15 protein-coding genes and 1 pseudogene are annotated in these 19,849 nt (G+C 69.4%); 12 read left to right on the top strand and 4 right to left on the bottom strand.

Features of this window, described 5'->3' with window-relative positions; translation table 11 throughout:
- Positions 1-2: 2 nt before the first annotated feature.
- The 10 genes and pseudogenes from kdpA (at position 3) to ABZ880_RS04995 (ending at position 12,343) form a co-directional block, all read left to right on the top strand.
- Positions 3-1,682, top strand: coding sequence for a potassium-transporting ATPase subunit KdpA (gene kdpA / locus ABZ880_RS05040; RefSeq protein WP_361256994.1), 1,680 nt, complete (start codon positions 3-5; stop codon positions 1,680-1,682).
- Positions 1,679-3,802 carry a potassium-transporting ATPase subunit KdpB gene (kdpB, locus tag ABZ880_RS05035; protein WP_361256991.1) on the top strand — a complete coding sequence of 708 codons (2,124 nt, stop codon included), beginning with the start codon at positions 1,679-1,681 and terminating at the stop codon, positions 3,800-3,802. The genes kdpA and kdpB overlap by 4 nt, the downstream gene beginning before the upstream one ends.
- Positions 3,803-3,807: 5 nt before the next feature.
- Positions 3,808-4,440, top strand: a complete 633-nt coding sequence (locus ABZ880_RS05030; RefSeq protein ID WP_361256988.1) for a potassium-transporting ATPase subunit C — start codon at positions 3,808-3,810, stop codon at positions 4,438-4,440.
- Between the two features lie 86 nt (positions 4,441-4,526).
- Positions 4,527-5,210, top strand: a complete 684-nt coding sequence (locus ABZ880_RS05025; RefSeq protein ID WP_361256985.1) for a response regulator — start codon at positions 4,527-4,529, stop codon at positions 5,208-5,210.
- An 86-nt stretch (positions 5,211-5,296) separates the two neighbouring features.
- A pseudogene (gene lysA / locus ABZ880_RS05020) lies at positions 5,297-6,392 on the top strand (diaminopimelate decarboxylase); the annotation flags it as partial.
- 79 nt (positions 6,393-6,471) lie between these two features.
- Entirely contained in the window at positions 6,472-7,926 is a 1,455-nt protein-coding gene (locus tag ABZ880_RS05015) for a glycoside hydrolase family 43 protein (protein ID WP_361256981.1), read from the top strand.
- A gap of 181 nt (positions 7,927-8,107) precedes the next feature.
- Entirely contained in the window at positions 8,108-9,403 is a 1,296-nt protein-coding gene (locus tag ABZ880_RS05010; RefSeq protein WP_361256978.1) for an extracellular solute-binding protein, read from the top strand.
- Positions 9,404-9,409: 6 nt separating this feature from the next.
- On the top strand, positions 9,410-10,408 hold the full coding sequence (locus ABZ880_RS05005; RefSeq protein ID WP_361256975.1) for a sugar ABC transporter permease: 999 nt from the start codon (positions 9,410-9,412) through the stop codon (positions 10,406-10,408).
- Positions 10,405-11,238 carry a carbohydrate ABC transporter permease gene (locus ABZ880_RS05000; protein WP_361256971.1) on the top strand — a complete coding sequence of 278 codons (834 nt, stop codon included), beginning with the start codon at positions 10,405-10,407 and terminating at the stop codon, positions 11,236-11,238. The genes ABZ880_RS05005 and ABZ880_RS05000 overlap by 4 nt, the downstream gene beginning before the upstream one ends.
- A gap of 52 nt (positions 11,239-11,290) precedes the next feature.
- Positions 11,291-12,343, top strand: coding sequence for an endo-1,4-beta-xylanase (locus ABZ880_RS04995; protein WP_361256968.1), 1,053 nt, complete (start codon positions 11,291-11,293; stop codon positions 12,341-12,343).
- Positions 12,344-12,381: 38 nt separating this feature from the next.
- Here the strand turns inward: ABZ880_RS04995 and ABZ880_RS04990 are convergent, their stop codons facing one another.
- From ABZ880_RS04990 to ABZ880_RS04980, 3 genes are all read right to left on the bottom strand, one after another.
- A complete protein-coding gene (locus tag ABZ880_RS04990) occupies positions 12,382-13,524 on the bottom strand; it encodes a LacI family DNA-binding transcriptional regulator (RefSeq protein ID WP_361256966.1) in 1,143 nt (380 codons plus the stop codon).
- A 236-nt stretch (positions 13,525-13,760) separates the two neighbouring features.
- Positions 13,761-13,967 carry a DUF5999 family protein gene (locus ABZ880_RS04985; protein WP_361256963.1) on the bottom strand — a complete coding sequence of 69 codons (207 nt, stop codon included), beginning with the start codon at positions 13,965-13,967 and terminating at the stop codon, positions 13,761-13,763.
- A 387-nt stretch (positions 13,968-14,354) separates the two neighbouring features.
- Complete coding sequence (locus ABZ880_RS04980; RefSeq protein WP_361256960.1) at positions 14,355-14,939, bottom strand: hypothetical protein; 585 nt, start codon at positions 14,937-14,939, stop codon at positions 14,355-14,357.
- Between the two features lie 551 nt (positions 14,940-15,490).
- Here ABZ880_RS04980 and ABZ880_RS04975 point away from each other — a divergent pair.
- Entirely contained in the window at positions 15,491-17,008 is a 1,518-nt protein-coding gene (locus tag ABZ880_RS04975) for a glutamate-cysteine ligase family protein (protein WP_361256957.1), read from the top strand.
- A gap of 16 nt (positions 17,009-17,024) precedes the next feature.
- Here ABZ880_RS04975 and ABZ880_RS04970 read toward each other — a convergent pair whose 3' ends face one another.
- Positions 17,025-18,791 carry a substrate-binding and VWA domain-containing protein gene (locus tag ABZ880_RS04970; protein WP_361256955.1) on the bottom strand — a complete coding sequence of 589 codons (1,767 nt, stop codon included), beginning with the start codon at positions 18,789-18,791 and terminating at the stop codon, positions 17,025-17,027.
- 187 nt (positions 18,792-18,978) lie between these two features.
- Between ABZ880_RS04970 and ABZ880_RS04965 the strand changes: the two genes are divergently transcribed.
- Positions 18,979-19,779 carry a type II CAAX endopeptidase family protein gene (locus tag ABZ880_RS04965; RefSeq protein ID WP_361256952.1) on the top strand — a complete coding sequence of 267 codons (801 nt, stop codon included), beginning with the start codon at positions 18,979-18,981 and terminating at the stop codon, positions 19,777-19,779.
- Positions 19,780-19,849: the final 70 nt, after the last annotated feature.

Here is a 19,849-nt window from a genome sequence, read left to right as displayed (position 1 = left end):
ACATGGGTCCCGTACTCGCCGGCGTCCTCCAGCTGCTCGCCCTCATAGGCGCGCTGGCCCTCGCCCACGTCCCCCTCGGCAACTACATGGCCAAGGTCTACTCCTCCGACAAGCACTGGCGCGTGGAGAAGTGGATCTACAAGGGTATCGGTGCCAACCCGGACACCGAGATGCGCTGGACCGCGTATCTGCGCGGTGTCCTCGCCTTCTCCGCGGTCGGCGTCGTCTTCCTCTACCTGCTGCAGCGCCTCCAGGGCGTCCTGCCGCTGTCGCTCGGCTTCAAGGCCATCGACGCGGACCAGGCGTTCAACACGGCCGTGTCCTTCGTGACCAACACCAACTGGCAGTCGTACTACGGCGAGCAGGCCATGGGCCACGTCGTGCAGACCGCCGGCCTGGCCGTGCAGAACTTCGTCTCGGCGGCCGTCGGCATCGCCGTCGCCGTGGCGTTCGTACGGGGCTTCGCGCGCTCGCGCACCGGTGAACTCGGCAACTTCTGGTCCGACATGGTGCGCGGCGTCACCCGCATCCTGCTGCCCGGCGCCTTCGTCGCCGCGATCGTGCTGGTGGCGTGCGGTGCCATCCAGAACTTCTCCGGGATCCACGAGGTCGGTCAGTTCCTCAATGGGCACAGCATGGGCGGCCACCAGCAGTGGAACGGCGGCGCGGTCGCCTCGCAGGAGGCCATCAAGGAACTGGGCACCAACGGCGGCGGCTACTTCAACGCCAACTCGGCCCACCCCTTCGAGAACCCGACGCCCTTCACCAACCTCTTCGAGATCTTCCTGCTGCTGGTGGTCCCGTTCGCCCTGACCCGCACGTTCGGTGTCATGGTCGGCTCGGTGCGGCAGGGATACGCGATCCTCGCGACCATGGCCACCATCTGGATCGGCTTCACGGCCCTGATGATGTGGACCGAATTCGCCCACCACGGCCCGGCGTTGCAGATCGCCGGCGGAGCGATGGAGGGCAAGGAGACCCGGTTCGGCGTCGGCGCGTCCTCGATCTTCGCGACGGCGACCACGCTCACCTCGACCGGTGCCGTGGACTCCTTCCACTCCTCCTTCACCGGCCTCGGCGGCGGCATCACCATGCTCGGCATGATGCTGGGCGAGATCGCGCCCGGCGGTACCGGCTCCGGCCTGTACGGCATGCTGATCATGGCCGTGATCGCGGTGTTCATCGCCGGTCTGATGGTCGGCCGTACGCCCGAGTACCTGGGCAAGAAGATCGGCACCCGTGAGATCAAGCTGGCGGCCTGCTACATCCTCATCACGCCGGCCCTGGTGCTGATCTTCACCGCCTTCGCCATGGCCCTGCCCACCCCGGCGCACTCGATGACCAACAGCGGGGCGCACGGATTCTCCGAGATCCTCTACGCGTACACCTCCGCTGCCAACAACAACGGCTCGGCCTTCGCGGGTCTGAACGCGGACACCCAGTGGTTCAACAGCACCCTGGGCCTGGCCATGCTGTTCGGCCGCTTCCTGCCGATGGTGTTCGTGCTGGCGCTGGCCGGTTCGCTCGCCGAACAGCAGCCGGTGCCGGCCACCGCGGGCACCCTGCGCACCGAAAAGCCGCTGTTCACCGGCCTGTTGGTGGGCGCGATCCTGATCATCACCGGTCTGACCTACTTCCCGGCCCTCGCGCTGGGCCCGCTGGCCGAGGGGCTGGCGTCATGACAACCGACGTAAAGAAGCAGGACTCCATGTCCACTCCCACCCTCGCGCCCCACCAGGACGCACCCACCGGGCACAAGTCCCCCGAAGGCCGGGTCGGCGCCGGTCTCTTCGACCCCAAGCAGCTCCTGAAGTCGCTGCCGGACGCCTGCCGCAAGCTCGACCCGCGGGTGATGGTCAAGTCCCCCGTGATGTTCGTGGTGTGGATCGGCTCCGTCCTGACCACCGTCTTCTCCTTCAAGGACCCGGGCGACTGGTTCGGCTGGGCGATCAGCGCCTGGCTGTGGCTGACCGTGGTTTTCGCCAACTTGGCGGAGGCCGTCGCCGAGGGCCGCGGCAAGGCGCAGGCCGACACCCTGCGCAAGGCCAAGACCGACACCGTGGCGCGGCGGCTGGTGGGCGACTCCGAGGAGCAGGTGCCCGGCACCGAGCTGAGGATCGGTGACCTGGTGGTGTGCGAGGCGGGTGACATCATCCCCGGCGACGGTGACGTCGTCGAGGGTGTCGCATCCGTCGACGAGTCGGCCATCACCGGTGAGTCGGCGCCCGTCATCCGCGAGTCCGGCGGCGACCGCTCGGCTGTCACCGGCGGTACGAAGGTGCTGTCAGACCGCATCGTCATCAAGATCACGACGAAGCCCGGGGAGACCTTCATCGACCGGATGATCAACCTGGTCGAGGGCGCGGCCCGGCAGAAGACGCCCAACGAGATCGCTCTCAACATCCTGTTGGCGTCACTGACGATCGTGTTCCTGCTGGCGTGTGCCACGCTGCCGCCCTTCGCCGACTACGCGGGCACGCATCTGACGATGGTCGTGCTGGTGGCGCTGCTGGTCTGCCTCATCCCGACGACGATCGGCGCCCTGCTGTCGGCCATTGGTATCGCGGGCATGGACCGGCTGGTGCAGCGCAACGTACTCGCCATGTCCGGCAGGGCGGTCGAGGCCGCCGGTGACGTGTCGACGCTGCTGCTCGACAAGACCGGCACCATCACGCTCGGCAACCGCCAGGCCGCCGAGTTCGTGCCGGTGAGCGGTACGACGGAGGTCGAGGTGGCCGACGCGGCCCAGCTGTCGTCGCTGGCCGACGAGACGCCCGAGGGCCGCTCCATCGTCGTACTGGCCAAGGAGAAGTACGGCCTGCGGGAGCGCCACCAGGGCGAGCTGGTCGGTGCCGAGTGGATCGCCTTCACCGCGCAGACCCGGATGTCCGGCGTCGACGTCGACGGCAGGAAGATCCGCAAGGGGGCCGCCGGTTCGGTCATCGCCTGGGTCACGGAACGCGGTGGCGAAGTCGCCCGGGACGCCCAGGAGTTGACGGACCGGATCTCCGAGGCGGGCGGCACGCCTCTGCTGGTGGCGGTCGAAGATGCCGACGGTGCACGGGTGTTGGGCGTCATCCACCTCAAGGACGTCGTCAAGGACGGCATGCGCGAACGGTTCGACGAGCTGCGCCGCATGGGCATCAAGACCGTCATGATCACGGGCGACAACCCGCTGACGGCCAAGGCGATCGCCGAGGAGGCGGGCGTCGACGACTTCCTCGCGGAGGCGACTCCCGAGGACAAGATGGCGCTCATCAGGCGGGAGCAGGCCGGCGGCAAGCTCGTCGCGATGACCGGTGACGGTACGAACGACGCGCCCGCGCTCGCCCAGGCGGACGTCGGCGTGGCGATGAACACCGGTACGTCGGCCGCCAAGGAGGCCGGCAACATGGTCGACCTCGACTCCAACCCGACCAAGCTCATCGAGATCGTCGAGATCGGCAAGCAACTCCTCATCACCCGCGGGGCGTTGACGACGTTCTCCATCGCCAACGACGTCGCGAAGTACTTCGCGATCATCCCGGCGCTGTTCGCGGCCGTGTACCCGGGCCTCGACAAGCTCAACATCATGGGCCTGTCCTCGCCGGACTCCGCGATCCTCTCGGCGGTCATCTTCAACGCGCTGATCATCATCGCGCTGGTGCCGCTCTCCCTGAGGGGCGTGCAGTACCGGCCGGTGAGCGCGGACAGGATGCTGCGGCGCAACCTCACCGTCTACGGCATCGGCGGGCTGATCGCGCCCTTCATCGGCATCAAGCTCATCGACCTGCTCATCTCTCTGATCCCCGGAATCGGTTGATCGCCATGAACAACTCCGTTACGAACACTGCCCGGTTGCTCGGGGCGGGCCTGCGGGCGCTGTTGGTGTTGACTCTGCTCACAGGCGTGATCTACCCGCTGGCCGTCACAGGTGTGGCCCAGGCGCTGTTCAACAACAAGGCGAACGGCTCCGAGATCAAGGCGGACGGCAGGGTGGTCGGTTCCTCGCTGATCGGTCAACAGGGGTACAGCCTCAAGTACTTCCAGTCGCGTCCGGCCAACGGTCTCGGTGAGAACTCGGTCAACACCCAGTACAAGTTGATCCTTTCCGGCGCCACCAACCGTTCCGCCGACAACGCCGAGCTCATCAAGTGGGTGAAGGAGGCGAAGGCCAAGGTCGTCAAGGACAACTCGACGACCGACTACAAGGTCAGGCCCTCCCAGGTTCCCGCCGACGCGGTCACCTCTTCCGGCTCGGGCCTCGACCCGGACATCTCCCCGGCCTACGCCGAACTCCAGGTCCACCGGGTCGCCGAGAGGAACGGACTGTCCGTCGCGCAGGTCGAGAAGCTGGTCGAGGACCACACCGAGGGCCGCACACTCGGCTTCATCGGCGAGCCTCGCGTGAACGTCCTCGAGCTCAACATCGCGCTCAAGGACCTTGTGGCCAAGAGCTGATGGCGTTACGAGACCCGAGCGGGAGCCGGCGGCCGGAACCATCCGGATCCGCCGGCTCCCGCAGCCGTCGAGAAAGGCGTACACCCATGACCCGGGTGCTGGTGGTGGAGGACGACCCGCAGCTGGTACGGGCCCTCGTGATCAACATGCAGGCGCGCCGGTACGGGGTGGACGCGGCCCCCGACGGGACCACGGCCCTGCGGCTGGCGGCCGCGCGCCAACCGGACGTGGTGATACTGGATCTCGGACTGCCCGACATGGACGGGGTCGACGTCATCAGGGCCCTGCGCGGCTGGACCCGGGTGCCGGTTCTGGTGCTGTCCGCTCGTCAGGCCTCCGCCGAGAAGGTCGCCGCACTCGACGCGGGCGCCGACGACTACATCACCAAACCGTTCAGCATGGACGAGCTCATGGCCCGGCTGCGGGCCGCCGTCCGCCGCGTGGCGGAGACCCCGCTCGCGCCCGAGACCACCCGGGTCGAGACCGACGACTTCACCGTCGACCTGCTCGCCAAGCGGGTCGTCCGTGGACAGCGCGACGTGCGGCTGACGCCGACGGAATGGCATCTGCTGGAGATCCTGATCACCAATCCCGGCCGGCTCATCACGCAGAAACACCTGCTGCAGGAGGTCTGGGGCGTGTCCCAGAGCAACAAGAGCAACTATCTTCGGGTCTACATGGCCCAGCTGCGCCGCAAGTTGGAGACGGACCCCTCGCACCCGCGCTACCTCATCACCGAACCCGGGATGGGTTACCGCTTCGAAGGGTGAAGGTCCCGGACTTCGAGTCGCAGGCGCCATGCGTTGCGGCGGCGCGCGGCCCTCAGTTCGGACTCCGGCGGGGACGGCGGCACCGGGAGGAGGGCCTGGGCCTGGACGTCTGCTCGGCCGGAGAGCTCGAACTCGCGGTCACCACCGGGTTCCCGCCGGAGCGGATCACCCTGCACGGCAACGCCAAGTCCCCGCGCGAACTGGAGAGCGCACTGCGCCTGGGCGTGGGGCGGATCGTCATCGACAGCCCGTCGGAGATCGCCCGGCCGGCGGCTGCGGTCGGCCCCGGCGGGCACCAGAAGGTCATGGTGCGGGTGGTGCCCGGCATCGGCGCCGGCGGCCACGACAAGATCCGTACCGGCACCGACGACCAGAGGTTCGGCATGTCCATCTCCGACGGCTACGCCCAGCACGCCACCGCCCGCATACTCGGCCGGCCCCAGTTCCAACTGACCGGCCTGCACTGCCACTTGGGCTCGCAGATCACCAGCGTCAAGCCGTATCTCGCGGCCGTACGCCGCATGGTCGGCCTCATGGCCCGCCTGCACGAACAACACGGCCTCGTCCTGCCCGAACTCGACCTCGGCGGCGGCCACGGCATCGCCTACCGCCCCGGCGAACAGGCCCTGGACCTGACCCTGCCGGCCCGCAAGGTCCGCACCGAGCTGACCGAGGCATGTGCGTCGGCAGGGCTGCCCGTGCCCCGCCTGGTCATCGAGCCGGGCCGGGCCGTCGCGGGCCCGGCGGGCCCGCCGTCTACCGCGTCCTGGTGGTGAAGCGCACCGGCGAGCACACCTACGTGGCCGTGGACGGCGGCATGAGCGACAACGCGCGGCCCGCGCTCTACGGCGTGCGCTACGCACCCCGCCTGGTCGGCCGCGGCGGCAGCGCCACCCGGGCCCCGGTGACCGTGGCCGGCCGGCACTGCGAGGCCGGCGACATCGTCGCCGCCGACGTCCGGCTCCCGGACGACATACGCCCCGGGGACCTGCTCGCCGTGCCCGTCGCCGGCGCCTACCACCTCTCCATGGCGTCCGCCTACAACCTGGTGGGCCGCCCTCCGGTGGCGGCCGTGGCCGACGGCCACGCCAGGCTGCTGGTCCGCCGGAGTCCCTGGAGGACATCCGCAGCCGCGACGTCGGCCTACGGAGCCCGCCCGCTATCGCCTTGTCCCCGTCCTGACCCCCTCGTACAGTCCGCTTCGTAATGTTCGCCAACAGGATCGAATGTTTCGACCGTTCGAACCGGAGGACTGACACGCATGCGGACGTACGACAACCCCGTCATCGGTGGCTTCCACCCCGACCCCAGCGTCTGCCGGGTCGGCGAGGACTACTACCTGGTCTGCTCCAGTTTCGAGTACTTCCCCGGCGTCCCCCTCTTCCACAGCCGCGATCTCGTGCACTGGCGGCAGATCGGCAACGTACTGGACCGGCCGGGGCAGTTGGACCTGCCGGACACCGCCCGGGCCTCCGGCGGCATCTACGCGCCGACGCTCCGGTACCACGACGGCCGCTTCCACATGATCACCACCAATGTCGACGGCGGCGGCAACTTCCTGGTCACCAGTGAGCGGCCGGAGGGGCCGTGGTCCGACCCGGTGTGGATCGACCTGCCCGGCATCGACCCCGACCTCGCCTGGGACGAGGACGGCTCCTGCTGGTGCGCGCTCGCCGGAGTCTCGGTCGCCCGCATCGACACGGCGACGGGAAAGGTGCTGGAAGGACCACTGCCGGTGTGGTCCGGGTCGGGGATGCAGGACCCGGAGGCCCCGCACCTCTACCGCATCGGAGACTGGTGGTACCTGATGCTCGCCGAGGGCGGCACCGGCCTCGGCCACAGCGTCTCCGTCGCCCGCGCCCGCTCGCCGCGCGGCCCGTACGAACCGGCGCCCGACAACCCGGTCCTCACCCACCGCAGCACCGGCCGCCCCGTCCAGTCGACCGGCCACGCGGACCTGGTCCAGGCACCGGACGGCACCTGGTGGGCGGTACTGCTGGGCACCCGCCCGCGCGGCTGGTTCCCGGGCTTCCACGTCCTGGGCCGGGAGACCTTCCTGACCCCGGTCGAGTGGGTCGACGGCTGGCCTCGGATCGCCCCGGTGCTGGAGCGCCGTCCCGCACCGGCGGCCTGGCATCCCCGCCGACCCGAGCCGCCGCGCGACGACTTCGACGCCGCCGACCTGGCCCCGTACTGGATCTCCCCGCGCCGCAGGCCGCGCGGTTCCTGGTCGCTGAGCGAGCGGCCGGGCCGGCTGACCCTGCATGCGACGGGCGGCAGCCTCGACCTGCCGGGCCACACCTTCGTCGGACGCCGGCAGCAGCACCCGGAGTGCCGGATCGCGGCCCGCCTCGACCCCGGGGCGGGCCGCGCCGGGGTCTCGGTGCGCATGGACGAGGCCCACCACTACGACCTCGAGATCGCCGGGGGAGAGGCGAGCGTGATGGCCCGCATCGGTCCGGTACGGCAGGAACTCGCACGCCGAGCGCTGCCGTCGGGGCCGGTCACCCTGACCGTCGACATCCGCACCGCCGGCCTCGGCCCCGACACGATCGCCTTCTCGGCCGACGGTGGCGAACCGCTGGCCGAGCTCGACGGCCGCTACCTCTCCACGCAGGTCGCGGGCGGCTTCACCGGCCGGGTGATCGGCATGTACGTCACCGAGGGCAGCGCGGCCTTCGACTGGTTCGAGTACCTCCCGACGGACGGCGCCTGAACCGCGTCGACGCCCCTCCGGACCGCTCATGTCTGCCGCAGATTCACCGTGTTCAAGGGGTTGCCACCGTTTGGGAGCTGTCTCTAGGGTGCGGCAACAGCGAAGCTTTCTGGATCAACTCCGAAACTTTCGGTCCCAGCGGACGGTCGTGGACGCGCCGTCCCTACCCAAGGAGCGCATAATGGGCGACCGGGCACTGTCCCGCCGCGGCTTCCTGGCGGCCTCCGCCGCGGCCGGTCTGGGCATGACGGCACTGAGCGCGTGCGGCGGCGACTCGGACGGAGGGTCGTCGGACGGGACGACCACCATCGAGTGGTGGAACATCTCCACCACAGAGCCCGCGAAGACGGTCTGGGCGGGCCTCGCCAAGAAGTTCGAGGCCCAGAACCCCAAGGTCAAGATAAAGATCGTCCAGCTGGAGAACGACGCCTACAAGTCGAAGATGACGGCGCTGACCGCCTCCGGGAAGCTGCCGGACATCTTCCACACCTGGGGCGGCGGTGTGCTCAAGCAGCAGGTGGACGCCGGGCTCGTCGAGGACATCACCGACAAGACCAAGCCGTGGGCCGAGGGCCTGCTGCCGGTCGCGAAGCAGGCGTACATCCTCGACGACAAGACGTACGCCATTCCGTTCGACATCGGCATGATCGGCTTCTGGTACAACAAGGCGCTCTTCAAGCAGGCAGGCATCACCACGCCCCCGACCACGTGGAGTGGCTTCCTCGACACCGTGAAGAAGCTGAAGGCCAAGGGCATCACTCCGCTCGCCCTCGCGGGCAAGGAGAAGTGGCCCGGCATGTACTACTGGGCCTACCTCGCGATGCGCACCGCCGGCATCGATGCGCTCCAGAAGGCCGACGACGACAAGGATTTCACAGCCCCCGGACTGGTCGAGGCCGGACAGCACCTCAAGGACCTGGTCCAACTCCAGCCGTTCCAGAAGGGGTTCCTCGGCGCCGCCTACTCCACGCCCACCGGACAGGCCGCGACCGTCGGCAATGGCAAGGCCGCCATGGAGCTGATGGGGCAGTGGGCCCCGAACGTGGAGGCCGACGCCGGCAAGGGACTCGGCAAGAACCTCGGCTTCTTCCCGTTCCCCGCCGTCGAGGGCGGGAAGGGCGCGATCACCGAGGTGTTCGGCGGTGGCGGCGGACACGCCCTGCGCAAGGGCGCCCCGCAGGCGGCCGTCGACTTCCTGAAGTTCTTCGCCTCCGAGTCCACCGACATCGAACTGGTCAAGAAGACCGGCACCCTCCCGGTCGTCCCGGCCGCGGAGAGCGCAGTCTCCGACCCCAACACCAAGGCCGTACAGGCCCAGTTGAAGGCTGCCACCGGCTTCCAGCTCTTCCTCGACCAGGCGTACGCCCCCGCCGTCGGCCAGGAGGTCAACGACAGCGTGGCCGCGCTCATCGCCGGCTCCAAGTCCCCCGAGCAGGTCACGCAGTCGATCACGAAGACCGCGAAGGAAGAGCAGTAGCCGGAGATGACCTCGACCTTCCTCCCGGACAAGCGGACGGGTCCCGACGTCGCCCTCACCTCCCCGGCCGCCGAGTCGGCCCGGGGACGGGCGCGTCGGCGCCTGCTGAACTGGCTCACCGCCGTGGGCTTCCAGGTGCCCGCGCTGGTGCTGTTCATCGGCCTGGTCCTGCTGCCGATGCTGTTCGCGCTGTACGCCGCCTTCTTCCGCTGGGGCGGCTTCGGCATGCCCTCCGACTACATCGGCGGCGACAACTTCACCCGCCTCTTCCAGGACGACGTCTTCCTCGGCGACCTGTGGCGCTGCCTGGTCCTGGTCGTCCTGTCGCTCGTGCTGCAGCTGCCGTTCGCGCTCGCCATGGCCGTCGCACTCAACCAACGGCTGCGCGGCCGGGCCGTGTACCGGATGCTGTTCTTCGCGCCGTACGTCCTGTCCGAGGCCATCACCGGTGTGCTGTTCAGCATGATCTTCGCCCCGGACGACGGACTCGCCGACCACGTCCTCGGCAGCATCGGCCTCGACGGCCTGGGCGGGGAGTGGTTCGCCGATCCCTCCTACGTCATGGCGACCCTCTTCCTGGTCATGACGTGGAAGTACTTCGGTTTCCACATGATGCTCTACCTGGCCGGACTCCAGTCCATCCCGGCCGAGTTGACGGAGGCGGCCCTCATCGACGGGGCGGGCCCCTGGCAGCGGTTCCGCAACGTCACCCTGCCGCTGCTCGCACCCACCCTGCGCATCAGCGTCTTCCTCTCCGTCATCGGGGCGATCCAACTCTTCGACCTGGTGTGGGTGATCACCCAGGGCGGCCCCGACCACCACTCCGAGACGATGGCCGTGACCATGTTCCAGTACGGCTTCAAGCGCTACCAGGTCGGCTACGCCAGCGCGATCAGCGTGGTCATGTTCGGCATCTGCCTCGTCTTCGCCCTCGCCTACCAGCGGTTCGTGCTCCGCCGCGACCTCGAAGGGGCCACCACGACGATGAGGGGGGACGGCAAGTGACCCGCAAGACCGGTGCCGCACGGACGCTGCCGCTGCACCTGATCCTCGTCCTGGTCGGCGCGGTGATGGTCGTACCCCTGGTGTACGCCGTCCTGTCCGGCTTCAAGTCCACCGACGAGCTCTCCCGCAACCCCTTCGGGCTGCCCGACCACTGGCTGACGGGCAACTACACGGACATCCTCGGCTCGGGCGACTTCTGGCGGCTGCTCGGCAACAGCACGCTGATCGCGGTGGTGACGACCGTGCTCGTGGTCGCCGTCTCCGCGCTCGCGGCCTTCTCCTTCGCCCGGTTCGCCTTCCGCGGGCGGGAGTTGCTGTTCACGTTGTTCACCATGGGGCTGATGTTTCCCTTCGCGGTCGCCGCGCTGCCGTTGTTCCTCCTGCTGCGCTCGCTGAACCTGCTGGACAACCCGCTGGGCGTGATCCTGCCGCAGGCCGCCTTCGGGCTGCCGATGACGATCATCATCCTGCGCGGCTTCTTCCGGCAGATCCCCGGTGAGCTGGAGGAGGCGGCCACCCTCGACGGCTGCAGCTCCTTCGGGTTCTTCTGGCGGGTGCTGCTGCCGATGGCACGGCCCGCGCTCGGCACGGTCTCCGTGCTCGCCGTGGTCACCAGCTGGAACAACTTCTTCCTGCCGCTGCTGGTGTTCACCGACAACACCTGGTGGACGCTGCCCATCGGCGTCCAGCAGTTCCAGGGCCAGTACTCGGCGGAGTACGCCCGCGTCTTCGCCTACCTCGTCCTGGCGATGGTCCCCGCCCTCGCCTTCTACTCGGTCGCCGAGCGCCAGCTCGTCGGCGGCCTCACCGCCGGCGCCACGAAGGGATGACGCGCGCCCGCGGACGTACGGCCCCGCACCCCACACCGTGAGGAGTCGCACCATGCGCAAGACCACCCGCCTCAGACTCGCCGGCGCGTTCGCCGCCGTCCTCGTCGCGGCCGGCATCGCCACCGGCTCGCCCGCCCAGGCGCACGACACACCCGCCACCCTCGCCGAACTCGCCCAGCGCCACGGCCGTTACTTCGGCAGCGCCACCGACAACCCCGAACTCACCGACACCGCCTACACGGCCCTGCTCGGCAGCGAGTTCGACATGATCACGCCCGGCAACGGCATGAAGTGGTACGCCACCGAGCCCCAACAGGGCGTGTTCGACTGGACGAACGGCGACGAGATCGTGAATCTCGCCCGCAAGAACCACCAGCGGATCCGCGCCCACACCCTCGTCTGGCACAGCCAGCTGCCCAGCTGGCTCACCGGCCGGGAATGGACCGCCGACGAGCTCAGGGCCGTACTGAAGAGGCACATCCAGACCGAGGTACGGCACTACCGCGGCAAGGTCTACTCCTGGGACGTCGTCAACGAGGCGTTCAACGAGGACGGCACCTACCGCGAGACCATCTGGTACAAGACGCTCGGTCCCGGCTACATCGCCGACGCCCTGCGCTGGGCCCACCAGGCCGACCCGCACGCCAGGCTCTACCTCAACGACTACAACATCGAGGCGGTCGGCCCGAAGTCGGACGCCTACTACCAGCTGGCCAAGGACCTCAAGGCCCAGCGCGTCCCGCTCGACGGCATCGGCCTCCAGGCCCATCTGGCCCTGCAGTACGGCTATCCGACCACCCTCGAGGACAATCTGCGCCGCTTCTCCCGGCTCGGCCTCGACACCGCGCTCACCGAGGTCGACGTACGGATGATCCTGCCCGCGACCGAGGAGAAGCTGGCACAACAGGCCGACTGGTACCGGGACCTGACGGCCGCCTGCCTCGCGGTGCGGCGGTGCGTGGGCATCACGGTCTGGGACTACACCGACAAGTACTCGTGGATCCCGGCGTTCTTCCCCGGTCAGGGCGCCGCGCTCCCGTGGGACGAGCAACTGGCGCCGAAGCCGGCCTACCTCGCGATCAGGGAGGCGTTGGGCGGCAAGTAGAGAACGCCCCGGCGGTGCAGTGGGGAGCACCGCCGGGGTCAGGCTCCTCTGGGGCCTGTCCGGCGGATCAGCTCGGCGTCGCGGCCGACAAGCACCGTTGTCTGCAGCCGACCTGAGCCGCCGGACAGGCCCCGGTCAGGCGCCGGGGGTGCCGTGCTGGACCGCACCACCAGCTCCGTGCCCAGCTCCACTCGCGGTGAGTCCGGCTGTTCGCCGTGCGCCAGCCGCAGCACTGTGCGAACGGCCAACTTGCCCATGTCGGCCAGCGGTTGGCGAACCGTCGTCAGCGGCGGGGCCGACCAGCGCACTTCCGGAAGGTCGTCGAAACCGACCACGCTCATGTCCTCCGGCACCCTCAGGCCCCGTCGGCGCAGTGCCTCGATCGCGCCGAGCGCCATCTGGTCGCTGGCCGCGAAGAGTGCGGTCGGCGGCTCGGGCAGGTCGAGGAGGGCGTTGCAGCCGGTGAAGCCGGACTCGGGGTGGAAGTCGCCGGGGACGACGAGGGTTTCGTCGAGGGCGACGCCGGCGCCCTCCAGGGCGGCGCGGTAGCCGTCGAGCCGGGCGCGGGAGCACAGCAGCCGGGGCGGTCCGGCGATCAGACCGATCCTGCGGTGGCCCAGCGACAGCAGGTGCTCGGTGGCCGCCATGCCGCCCGACCAGTTGGCGGCGCCGATGGTCGGGACGTCCAGAGCGGGGGAGCCCGCCGGGTCGACGACCACCAGCGGGACGCCGAGCGCGCGCAACTCCTCGTGCAGGACCGGCTCCAGGGCCGAGGTGACCAGGATGACGCCGTCGGAGGCGCGGGCCCTGAGGTTGCGCATCCATTCGCGGGCATCGCCGGAGCGGCCGTGGATCGCCGACACCACCGTGCCGACGCCCGTCCCGTGCGCGACCTCCTCGACACCCCGGATGATCTCCACCGCCCAGGGGCTGTCGAGGTCGTTGAAGACCAGGTCGAGCAGGGCGGCGCCGGTCGAGGAGGCGGTGGTGCGCTTGCGGTAGCCGTACCGCAGGAGGAGGTCCTCGACCTTGGCCCGGGTCCTGGGCGACACGTCGGACCGGCCGTTGACGACCCGGGAAACCGTCGGCACCGAGACGCCGGCCTGCCGGGCGATCTCCGTGATCGTGACCCTGCCCCGGACCTCGGGCGCCTCCTCGGCGCCGGCCTCATGAGCGGCCAATTCCCCCACCTCCGTCGACACTCACCTCGAAACTTCCAGAAGTCTTCCGGAAAACGGGCGCTCGTGGGAGGGGAGATCGCGCTGCGGGAAGGCCATGGGGAGAGCGATGACCCCATTACGCACGAGTAACTACGGGGAGTGATCGGCCTCGGACATGCATCGGGGCCGGCTCGCGACGTGGCCGCGACCGGCCCCTCGAGTACTCCGGGCGATGTGACGCACCGCCCGGGTCCACCTCAGGCGGCCGTCATCACCTTGCCGGCGCCCAGCGGGCGGTGCGGCGCGATGATCTGGCCGTCGGGCAGGAGCTCACCGGTGTCCTCGAAGAGCAGAACGCCGTTGCACAGCAGGCTCCATCCCTGCTCCGGGTGGTGCGCCACAAGTCGGGCGGATTCCCGGTCGGCGGAGTCGGCTGTCGGACACGGTGGCTGGTGCTGGCACATTGATGGGATCTTTCGCTCTGTCGTGATGTGTGAGATGGCTGTCGTGTCTGTCCCGCGGCTTGAAGCTTCGTTCATGGCCGCCCCCCGTTGTGATAAGTCGGTCCAGTCCCAGTGTTGCCCCACGGGCGTCAATCCGCAGGCATTTTGCAGCACCGCTTCTCACAGGTTGAGGACGCGTCACCCGGGCGGACGGTTCAGTCCAACTGCACTGTCATTTCGGGTGGTTCGCGGTGGCCGGATGGGGCTAGTCCGTACAGGTCAGGGGCTATTTTCGGCTCGTAAGAGCAGTCAATTGCTCGTACGAGCGCATTGTGGTCCGGAAAAGCAACGTACCCCGCCACCCGGAAATACGGGGGCGGGGTACGAAGGTCCTCGCGACGGACGATTTCAGGCGGGCGAGCCCAGCAGCGGGACGGGAGTCACCCGATGGGTGAGCACCGGGAGCAGCTCGGCGACCCGGTGCGGGCGGTGTGCCGCGATGCCGGGCGGTGCCGGCGCCAGCGGGACGAGCAGGTCGGTCGCGGCGGGGTGTCCGGTGGCACCGTCCGCCGTGCAGTCGCCGTGCAGCCACAGTGTGAGCATGTACAGGCTCGGCACCGACAGCAGGCGCGGCTGGTAGGGCTGTTTCATCGTCTCGGCCTGGCGCAGCGCGCGCTCGGTGGAGGCGATGTAGGGACCCTCGAAGAAGCGCGAGAAGGCCCAGCCGTCGGGGGTCAGCATGGTCTCGGCCGCGGCCACCGCGCGGTCGCCGCAGCGGATCAGGAAACGCCACCCGGTCAGCCGGGTGGCGGATACGCCCGCGGGGGTGAGCTCGTCCAATACGTGTACGGGAAGCGGGAGTTCGGGAGTGGCGGGGCCCTGGGAGCGCAGCAGGGACGGGGTTCGGGCCTCGCGGACCGCGGTGGGCGAACCGAGGGCGGTGAGGACGGTGCGAAGGGCGGGCGCAGGAGCCGGGGGGACATGCAGCGGCATGGTGGGTCGCCTCTCATTCGACAGGCACGGTGGCGCGAGGGCGGGGGCGGACGGCGCTGTCTGCTCACGAGGCGAGAGAGGCGGTGACCGGGGTCTGGGCACGGTGAGCGTGGGTGAGGCCTGCCGTACGTCACCTGGACGGCAGGTTCCATGACCGGGGCGCCAACCCTCTGCCTTGTTCGCGGAGTTTATACGACATGTGTTCAGGCGGTGTTTCATCTAGCCGTTTCCGGTGCACCCGGCAAGGGTGTATACGGTCGGCGATACGTGGGAATCATCCCGATTCCGAAGTGACCTCACGCCGGTGACCTCGGAAAATACCCGCGAAGCGGTCGGCCAATTCTCGTCGGCGTTTTTCACGAGTTCGTAGGCGGCCCGAAACCGCGCTGTGCATCATGCCCGGTGAATGTGCCGCCGGTCATGTCCGACCAGAGTAGCGCTCGCCGGGGCCGTGCGGGACGTTATCGATCGGCTCGGCTGGGCATCATCCCACGTGACCCTGAGGCCGGCGGTCATGCGCTCGGCCCGCCCACGCGAGGAGGGACGCTTCGATGGGGGAGAAGGTCGTGGCAGGTCGGTTCGACCTCTCCGATCGCCAGCAGTACCGCGACAAGCTCCGCAGGTGCCTGACGGGGCTCGAGCGGCTCCTGGCCCAGAAGCGGTTCGACCGCCCGAAGAATCTCATGGGGCTGGAGATCGAATTGAATCTGACCGGCGCCGACGGCATGCCTAAAATGCTCAATGCGCAGGTCCTGGAACGGATCGCGAGCCGAGATTTCCAAACAGAACTCGCCATGTTCAATCTGGAAGTCAACATAGCCCCACATCGATTGGGCGGGCGGGTATTCGACCGGCTCGCGGAGGAACTCCGAACCTCGCTGGCATATGCCGATCGAAAAGCGGGCGAGCTCGATGCGGGAATCGTGATGATCGGCATTCTGCCGACACTCGACCGGGACGACCTGGTCTCCTCGAACCTCTCCGACGTCGACCGCTACGCCCTGCTCAACGAGCAGATCGTGGCCGCCCGCGGCGAGGACTTCGTCCTCGACATCGACGGCGTGGAGCGGCTGACCTGCAGCTCGAAGTCGATCGCGCCGGAGGCCGCCTGCACCTCCGTACAGCTGCACCTCCAGGTCACCCCGGGCCGCTTCGCCGACGTCTGGAACGCCGCCCAGGCCGTCGCCGCCGCACAGATCGCCGTCGGCGCCAACTCGCCCTTCCTGTTCGGCCGTGAGCTGTGGCGCGAGTCCAGGCCCCCGCTGTTCCAGCAGTCCACCGACACCCGGCCGCCGGAGCTGCAGGCCCAGGGGGTGCGCCCGCGCACCTGGTTCGGGGAGCGCTGGATCTCCTCCGCCTACGACCTCTTCGAGGAGAACCTGCGCTACTACCCCGCCCTGCTGCCGATCTGCGACGAGGAGGACCCCCTCGACGTCCTCGACGAGGGCGGCATCCCGAAGCTCCACGAACTCGTCCTGCACAACGGCACGGTGTACCGCTGGAACCGCCCCGTCTACGGCATCGCCGACGGCGTCCCGCACCTGCGCGTCGAGAACCGCGTACTGCCCGCGGGCCCCACCATCACCGACGTCATCGCCAACGCGGCCTTCTACTACGGCCTCGTCCGCGCCCTCGCCGAGGAGTCGCGGCCGGTGTGGACCCGGATGTCCTTCGAGGCGGCCGCCGCCAACTTCGACGCCGCCTGCAAGCACGGCATCGACGCCCGCCTGCAGTGGCCGCGCCGCGGCCGGTACGGCGGCACGGCCGAGGTCGACGCGGTGAGCCTCGTACGCGACGAACTGCTGCCGCTCGCCGAGGCCGGCCTGGACGCGTGGGGGGTGGAGCCCGCCGACCGGGATCTGTACCTCGGCGTCATCGACGAGCGCTGCCGGCGCCGGGTCAACGGCGCGTCCTGGCAGGCCGCGACCTTCCACCGGGCACTGGAGGCGGGCCTGTCGCGGGATTCCGCACTGGCGGCCACGACCCGCAGGTACAGCGAGCTGATGCACATGGGGGACCCGGTGCACACGTGGCCGGTGGGGTTGCCGGAGCCCGTGCCGATCGGGTGAGAGCGAGGGCGACGGGTCAGTCCTCGCCCTGAGCTCCTGCCGCCACGATCGCCTTCAGCATCACCGACTGGATCTGTGAGGGGTTGCTGACCGACTGACCCGAGCCGCCCGTCGCCCTGGCGATCTCCCCGGCCTCCTCCTTGTCGGCGTCGGGGCCCACGGCGATCATGATCAGCGGCACCGGGCGCTCCGGGTCGGTCAGCTTCCGGAGCTCGCTGATCAGCTCGCTGCGGGAGATGCTGCCCGGGTCCTGGTTGACGCCGTCGGTCAGCACGACCAGCGCGTTGAACTTCCCCTTGGCGTAGGACGAGGTCGCCGCCTTGTACGCGGCGAGCGTGGTGTCGTAGAGACCGGTCGCGCCGTTCGGCACCGGTTCCAGGGAGCTGAACGCCGACGACAGCCTGTCGCGCTGGGTGCCGGTGCCCTTCCGGTCGCCGAGCCGCTCGGTCGGCACGAGGACGCGGTAGTCCTTGGCGCCGTCCAGCTTGGTGGAGAACTCCCACAGGCCGATCTCGTCCTCGGGCGTGAAGGTGGCGAGGGCCTGCAGCAGGGACGCCTTGGTGACGTCCATGCGCGACTGGCCGCCGGTCCCCGGCACCGGCTCCGACATGGACGACGAGGCGTCCACGACCGTGGTGAGCCGGGCGCTCTGCACCGTGATCGTCCAGGTGCCCAGGGCCTCCTGGAGCGCGGCGTCCGTGGCCGGCTGCAGGGCGGGCGCGTCGTAGGGCTGCGGGGTGATGCCACCGGCCTCGGCGACCACCGTCTCGGGGGCCCCGTCGCCGGAGGTCCGGAAGCCGTACTTCTGCAGCAGCCGCAGCTGCTCCGGCTGCCGCAGGTAGTTCATGAACCGCAGCGCCGCCCGGCTCTGGTCGGTGGTCAGCTGGCCGGTCATCGCATACGGGTGGTCGAGCTCGGGCGAGCCGTCCTTCGGGTAGAACATGTCCAGGCCGGCGTCGCTGTCGGCCGACGAGTTGTACGCGTACGCCGCCTGCTCGGACAGGATCAACGCCTGGTTCCGCTTCGGGTTGCCCTGCTCGGCGCCCGAGGAGTTGCGCGGCAGGGTGTCCACCACCTGGCTGTCACTGTCCGAGGCGCGCTGCGACAGCGTCTTCATCATGGCCGCGGCCTGGGTGTCCCCGCCCTTGATCTTCCCCGCGGTCGTGGTGAGCTGGGTGAGGGCGAGCAGTCCCGTGGCGCTGCGCGTGGGGTCGGCCGCGCCGAGCTTGAGCGAGTCGTCCTGCATGGTGGCCCCGGCCAGCTCGATCCAGCTGTACGTCTTCTTCGGCCACCCCAGTGACTTCGCCGCCGCCGGCACCATCGCCACGCCGATCGGCGTCGAGGCGACCGCGCCCGCCGGGGTCACGTCCACCGCGCTGTTGTTCGCGGTGATCCGGTCCACCCACAGGTCCGAGTCCGGCACCCACACCTGCACGTCCGTCTTCTTGCCCGCGGCGAGCACGTCGGCGACCTTGTACGAGTCGCGCGCGGTCACCGTCACCGCGATGCAGCGGCCGTCGGAAGTAATGTCGTCGTCCCGGGCCCGTTTCGCGGCGGCCGTCAGGGCCGGGGCGATGTCCGGCGAGGCGGCGAGCTTCAGGCGCACCGGGTTGTCGCGGCAGGACGAGCCGAAGGACAGCAGTCCGCTTCTGACGGCGACCGCCGTGCCCCCGGCGACGGTGAGGACGAGGACCGTCGCGATCGCCACCGTGCGGCGCCGGGCGCGTGGGCGGGGGTCGCTGCGGCCCGCCCCATACTGATCGGGCAAGCTGTGACGTCCCATGACGGTGGTGCCCCTCCCTGTCGAACCTCGTGCTGCAGTACGGCCGTATGGCAGGAAAAGGGGGGAGGTACGCCCCGTACGGCGTCCGTCCCCCCTGACGGCCAAGCGCACGATCTTCGTAACTTCTTTCGAGACCCTAGCGGGGCCGCGGTGGGGATGAGGCGGGAATACTGAATTGGAGTCAGGTGTGCAGGCTGAGACGGGTGCGGTGGCCGATTCTTTTCCTCCGGAACGGCCCTCGCGGCGGATCTTCCGTGATGAGACGCTGCTCGTTCTGGGGCTTTCGCTCGGTGCGAGCGGTGTGTCCGCCCTGATCAGTTTTGTCGGATCGGTCACGAAACCGGGCGGGCTCAAGGACCAGGCGGCGACGCTCAACGCCTCGGCCGCGCCGGGCCGTCCCTGGCTGGATCTCGCCTGGCAGCTGTTCGGGATCGCCTCGGCGCTGGTGCCGGTCGCGCTGGTCGCTCACCTGCTGCTGCGGGAGGGGCAGAGCCTGCGCACCATCGGCTTCGACCGCACCCGGCCCTGGTTCGACCTCGGCCGCGGCGCGGGGATCGCGGCGGTGATCGGCAGCACCGGAATCGCCTTCTACCTGGCCGCACGCGGCCTCGGCTTCAATCTCACGGTGGTGCCGGAGGCACTGCCCGACGTGTGGTGGAAGTACCCGGTGCTGGTCCTCTCGGCGCTGCAGAACGCGATCCTCGAGGAGGTCATCGTCGTCGGCTATCTGCTGCGCCGGCTGGGGCAGTTGGGCTGGACCCCGGGGACCGCGCTGGTGGCCAGTTCCGCACTGCGCGGTAGCTACCACCTCTACCAGGGCATCGGGGGCTTCATCGGCAACATGGTGATGGGCGTGGTGTTCGTGTACCTGTACCGGCGGTGGGGCCGGGTGGGGCCCCTGGTGGTGGCGCATTCCCTGCTCGACATCGGGGCGTTCGTCGGCTACGCGCTGCTGGCCGGGAAGGTGGGCTGGCTGCCGACGGCGTGAGACGCCGGCAGCCGGTTTTCCAGGGTCTGTCCGGCGGATCGGGTCGGCTGGGAGGGGCTGCGCGTTGTCC

Source organism: Streptomyces sp. NPDC047043 (assembly GCF_040644055.1).
Taxonomy (GTDB): Bacteria; Actinomycetota; Actinomycetes; order Streptomycetales; family Streptomycetaceae; genus Streptomyces.
This window is presented reverse-complemented; position numbering and strand designations above follow the sequence as displayed.

Excerpts from the sequence above, each read along its gene's own strand:
- kdpA (WP_361256994.1), top strand. The coding sequence starts at position 3 with ATGGGTCCCGTACTCGCCGGCGTCCTCCAGCTGCTCGCCCTCATAGGC.
- kdpB (WP_361256991.1), top strand. The coding sequence starts at position 1,679 with ATGACAACCGACGTAAAGAAGCAGGACTCCATGTCCACTCCCACCCTC.
- ABZ880_RS05030 (WP_361256988.1), top strand. The coding sequence starts at position 3,808 with ATGAACAACTCCGTTACGAACACTGCCCGGTTGCTCGGGGCGGGCCTG.
- ABZ880_RS05025 (WP_361256985.1), top strand. The coding sequence starts at position 4,527 with ATGACCCGGGTGCTGGTGGTGGAGGACGACCCGCAGCTGGTACGGGCC.
- ABZ880_RS05015 (WP_361256981.1), top strand. The coding sequence starts at position 6,472 with ATGCGGACGTACGACAACCCCGTCATCGGTGGCTTCCACCCCGACCCC.
- ABZ880_RS05010 (WP_361256978.1), top strand. The coding sequence starts at position 8,108 with ATGGGCGACCGGGCACTGTCCCGCCGCGGCTTCCTGGCGGCCTCCGCC.
- ABZ880_RS05005 (WP_361256975.1), top strand. The coding sequence starts at position 9,410 with ATGACCTCGACCTTCCTCCCGGACAAGCGGACGGGTCCCGACGTCGCC.
- ABZ880_RS04995 (WP_361256968.1), top strand. The coding sequence starts at position 11,291 with ATGCGCAAGACCACCCGCCTCAGACTCGCCGGCGCGTTCGCCGCCGTC.
- ABZ880_RS04985 (WP_361256963.1), bottom strand. The coding sequence starts at position 13,967 with ATGTGCCAGCACCAGCCACCGTGTCCGACAGCCGACTCCGCCGACCGG.
- ABZ880_RS04980 (WP_361256960.1), bottom strand. The coding sequence starts at position 14,939 with ATGCCGCTGCATGTCCCCCCGGCTCCTGCGCCCGCCCTTCGCACCGTC.
- ABZ880_RS04975 (WP_361256957.1), top strand. The coding sequence starts at position 15,491 with ATGGGGGAGAAGGTCGTGGCAGGTCGGTTCGACCTCTCCGATCGCCAG.
- ABZ880_RS04970 (WP_361256955.1), bottom strand. The coding sequence starts at position 18,791 with ATGGGACGTCACAGCTTGCCCGATCAGTATGGGGCGGGCCGCAGCGAC.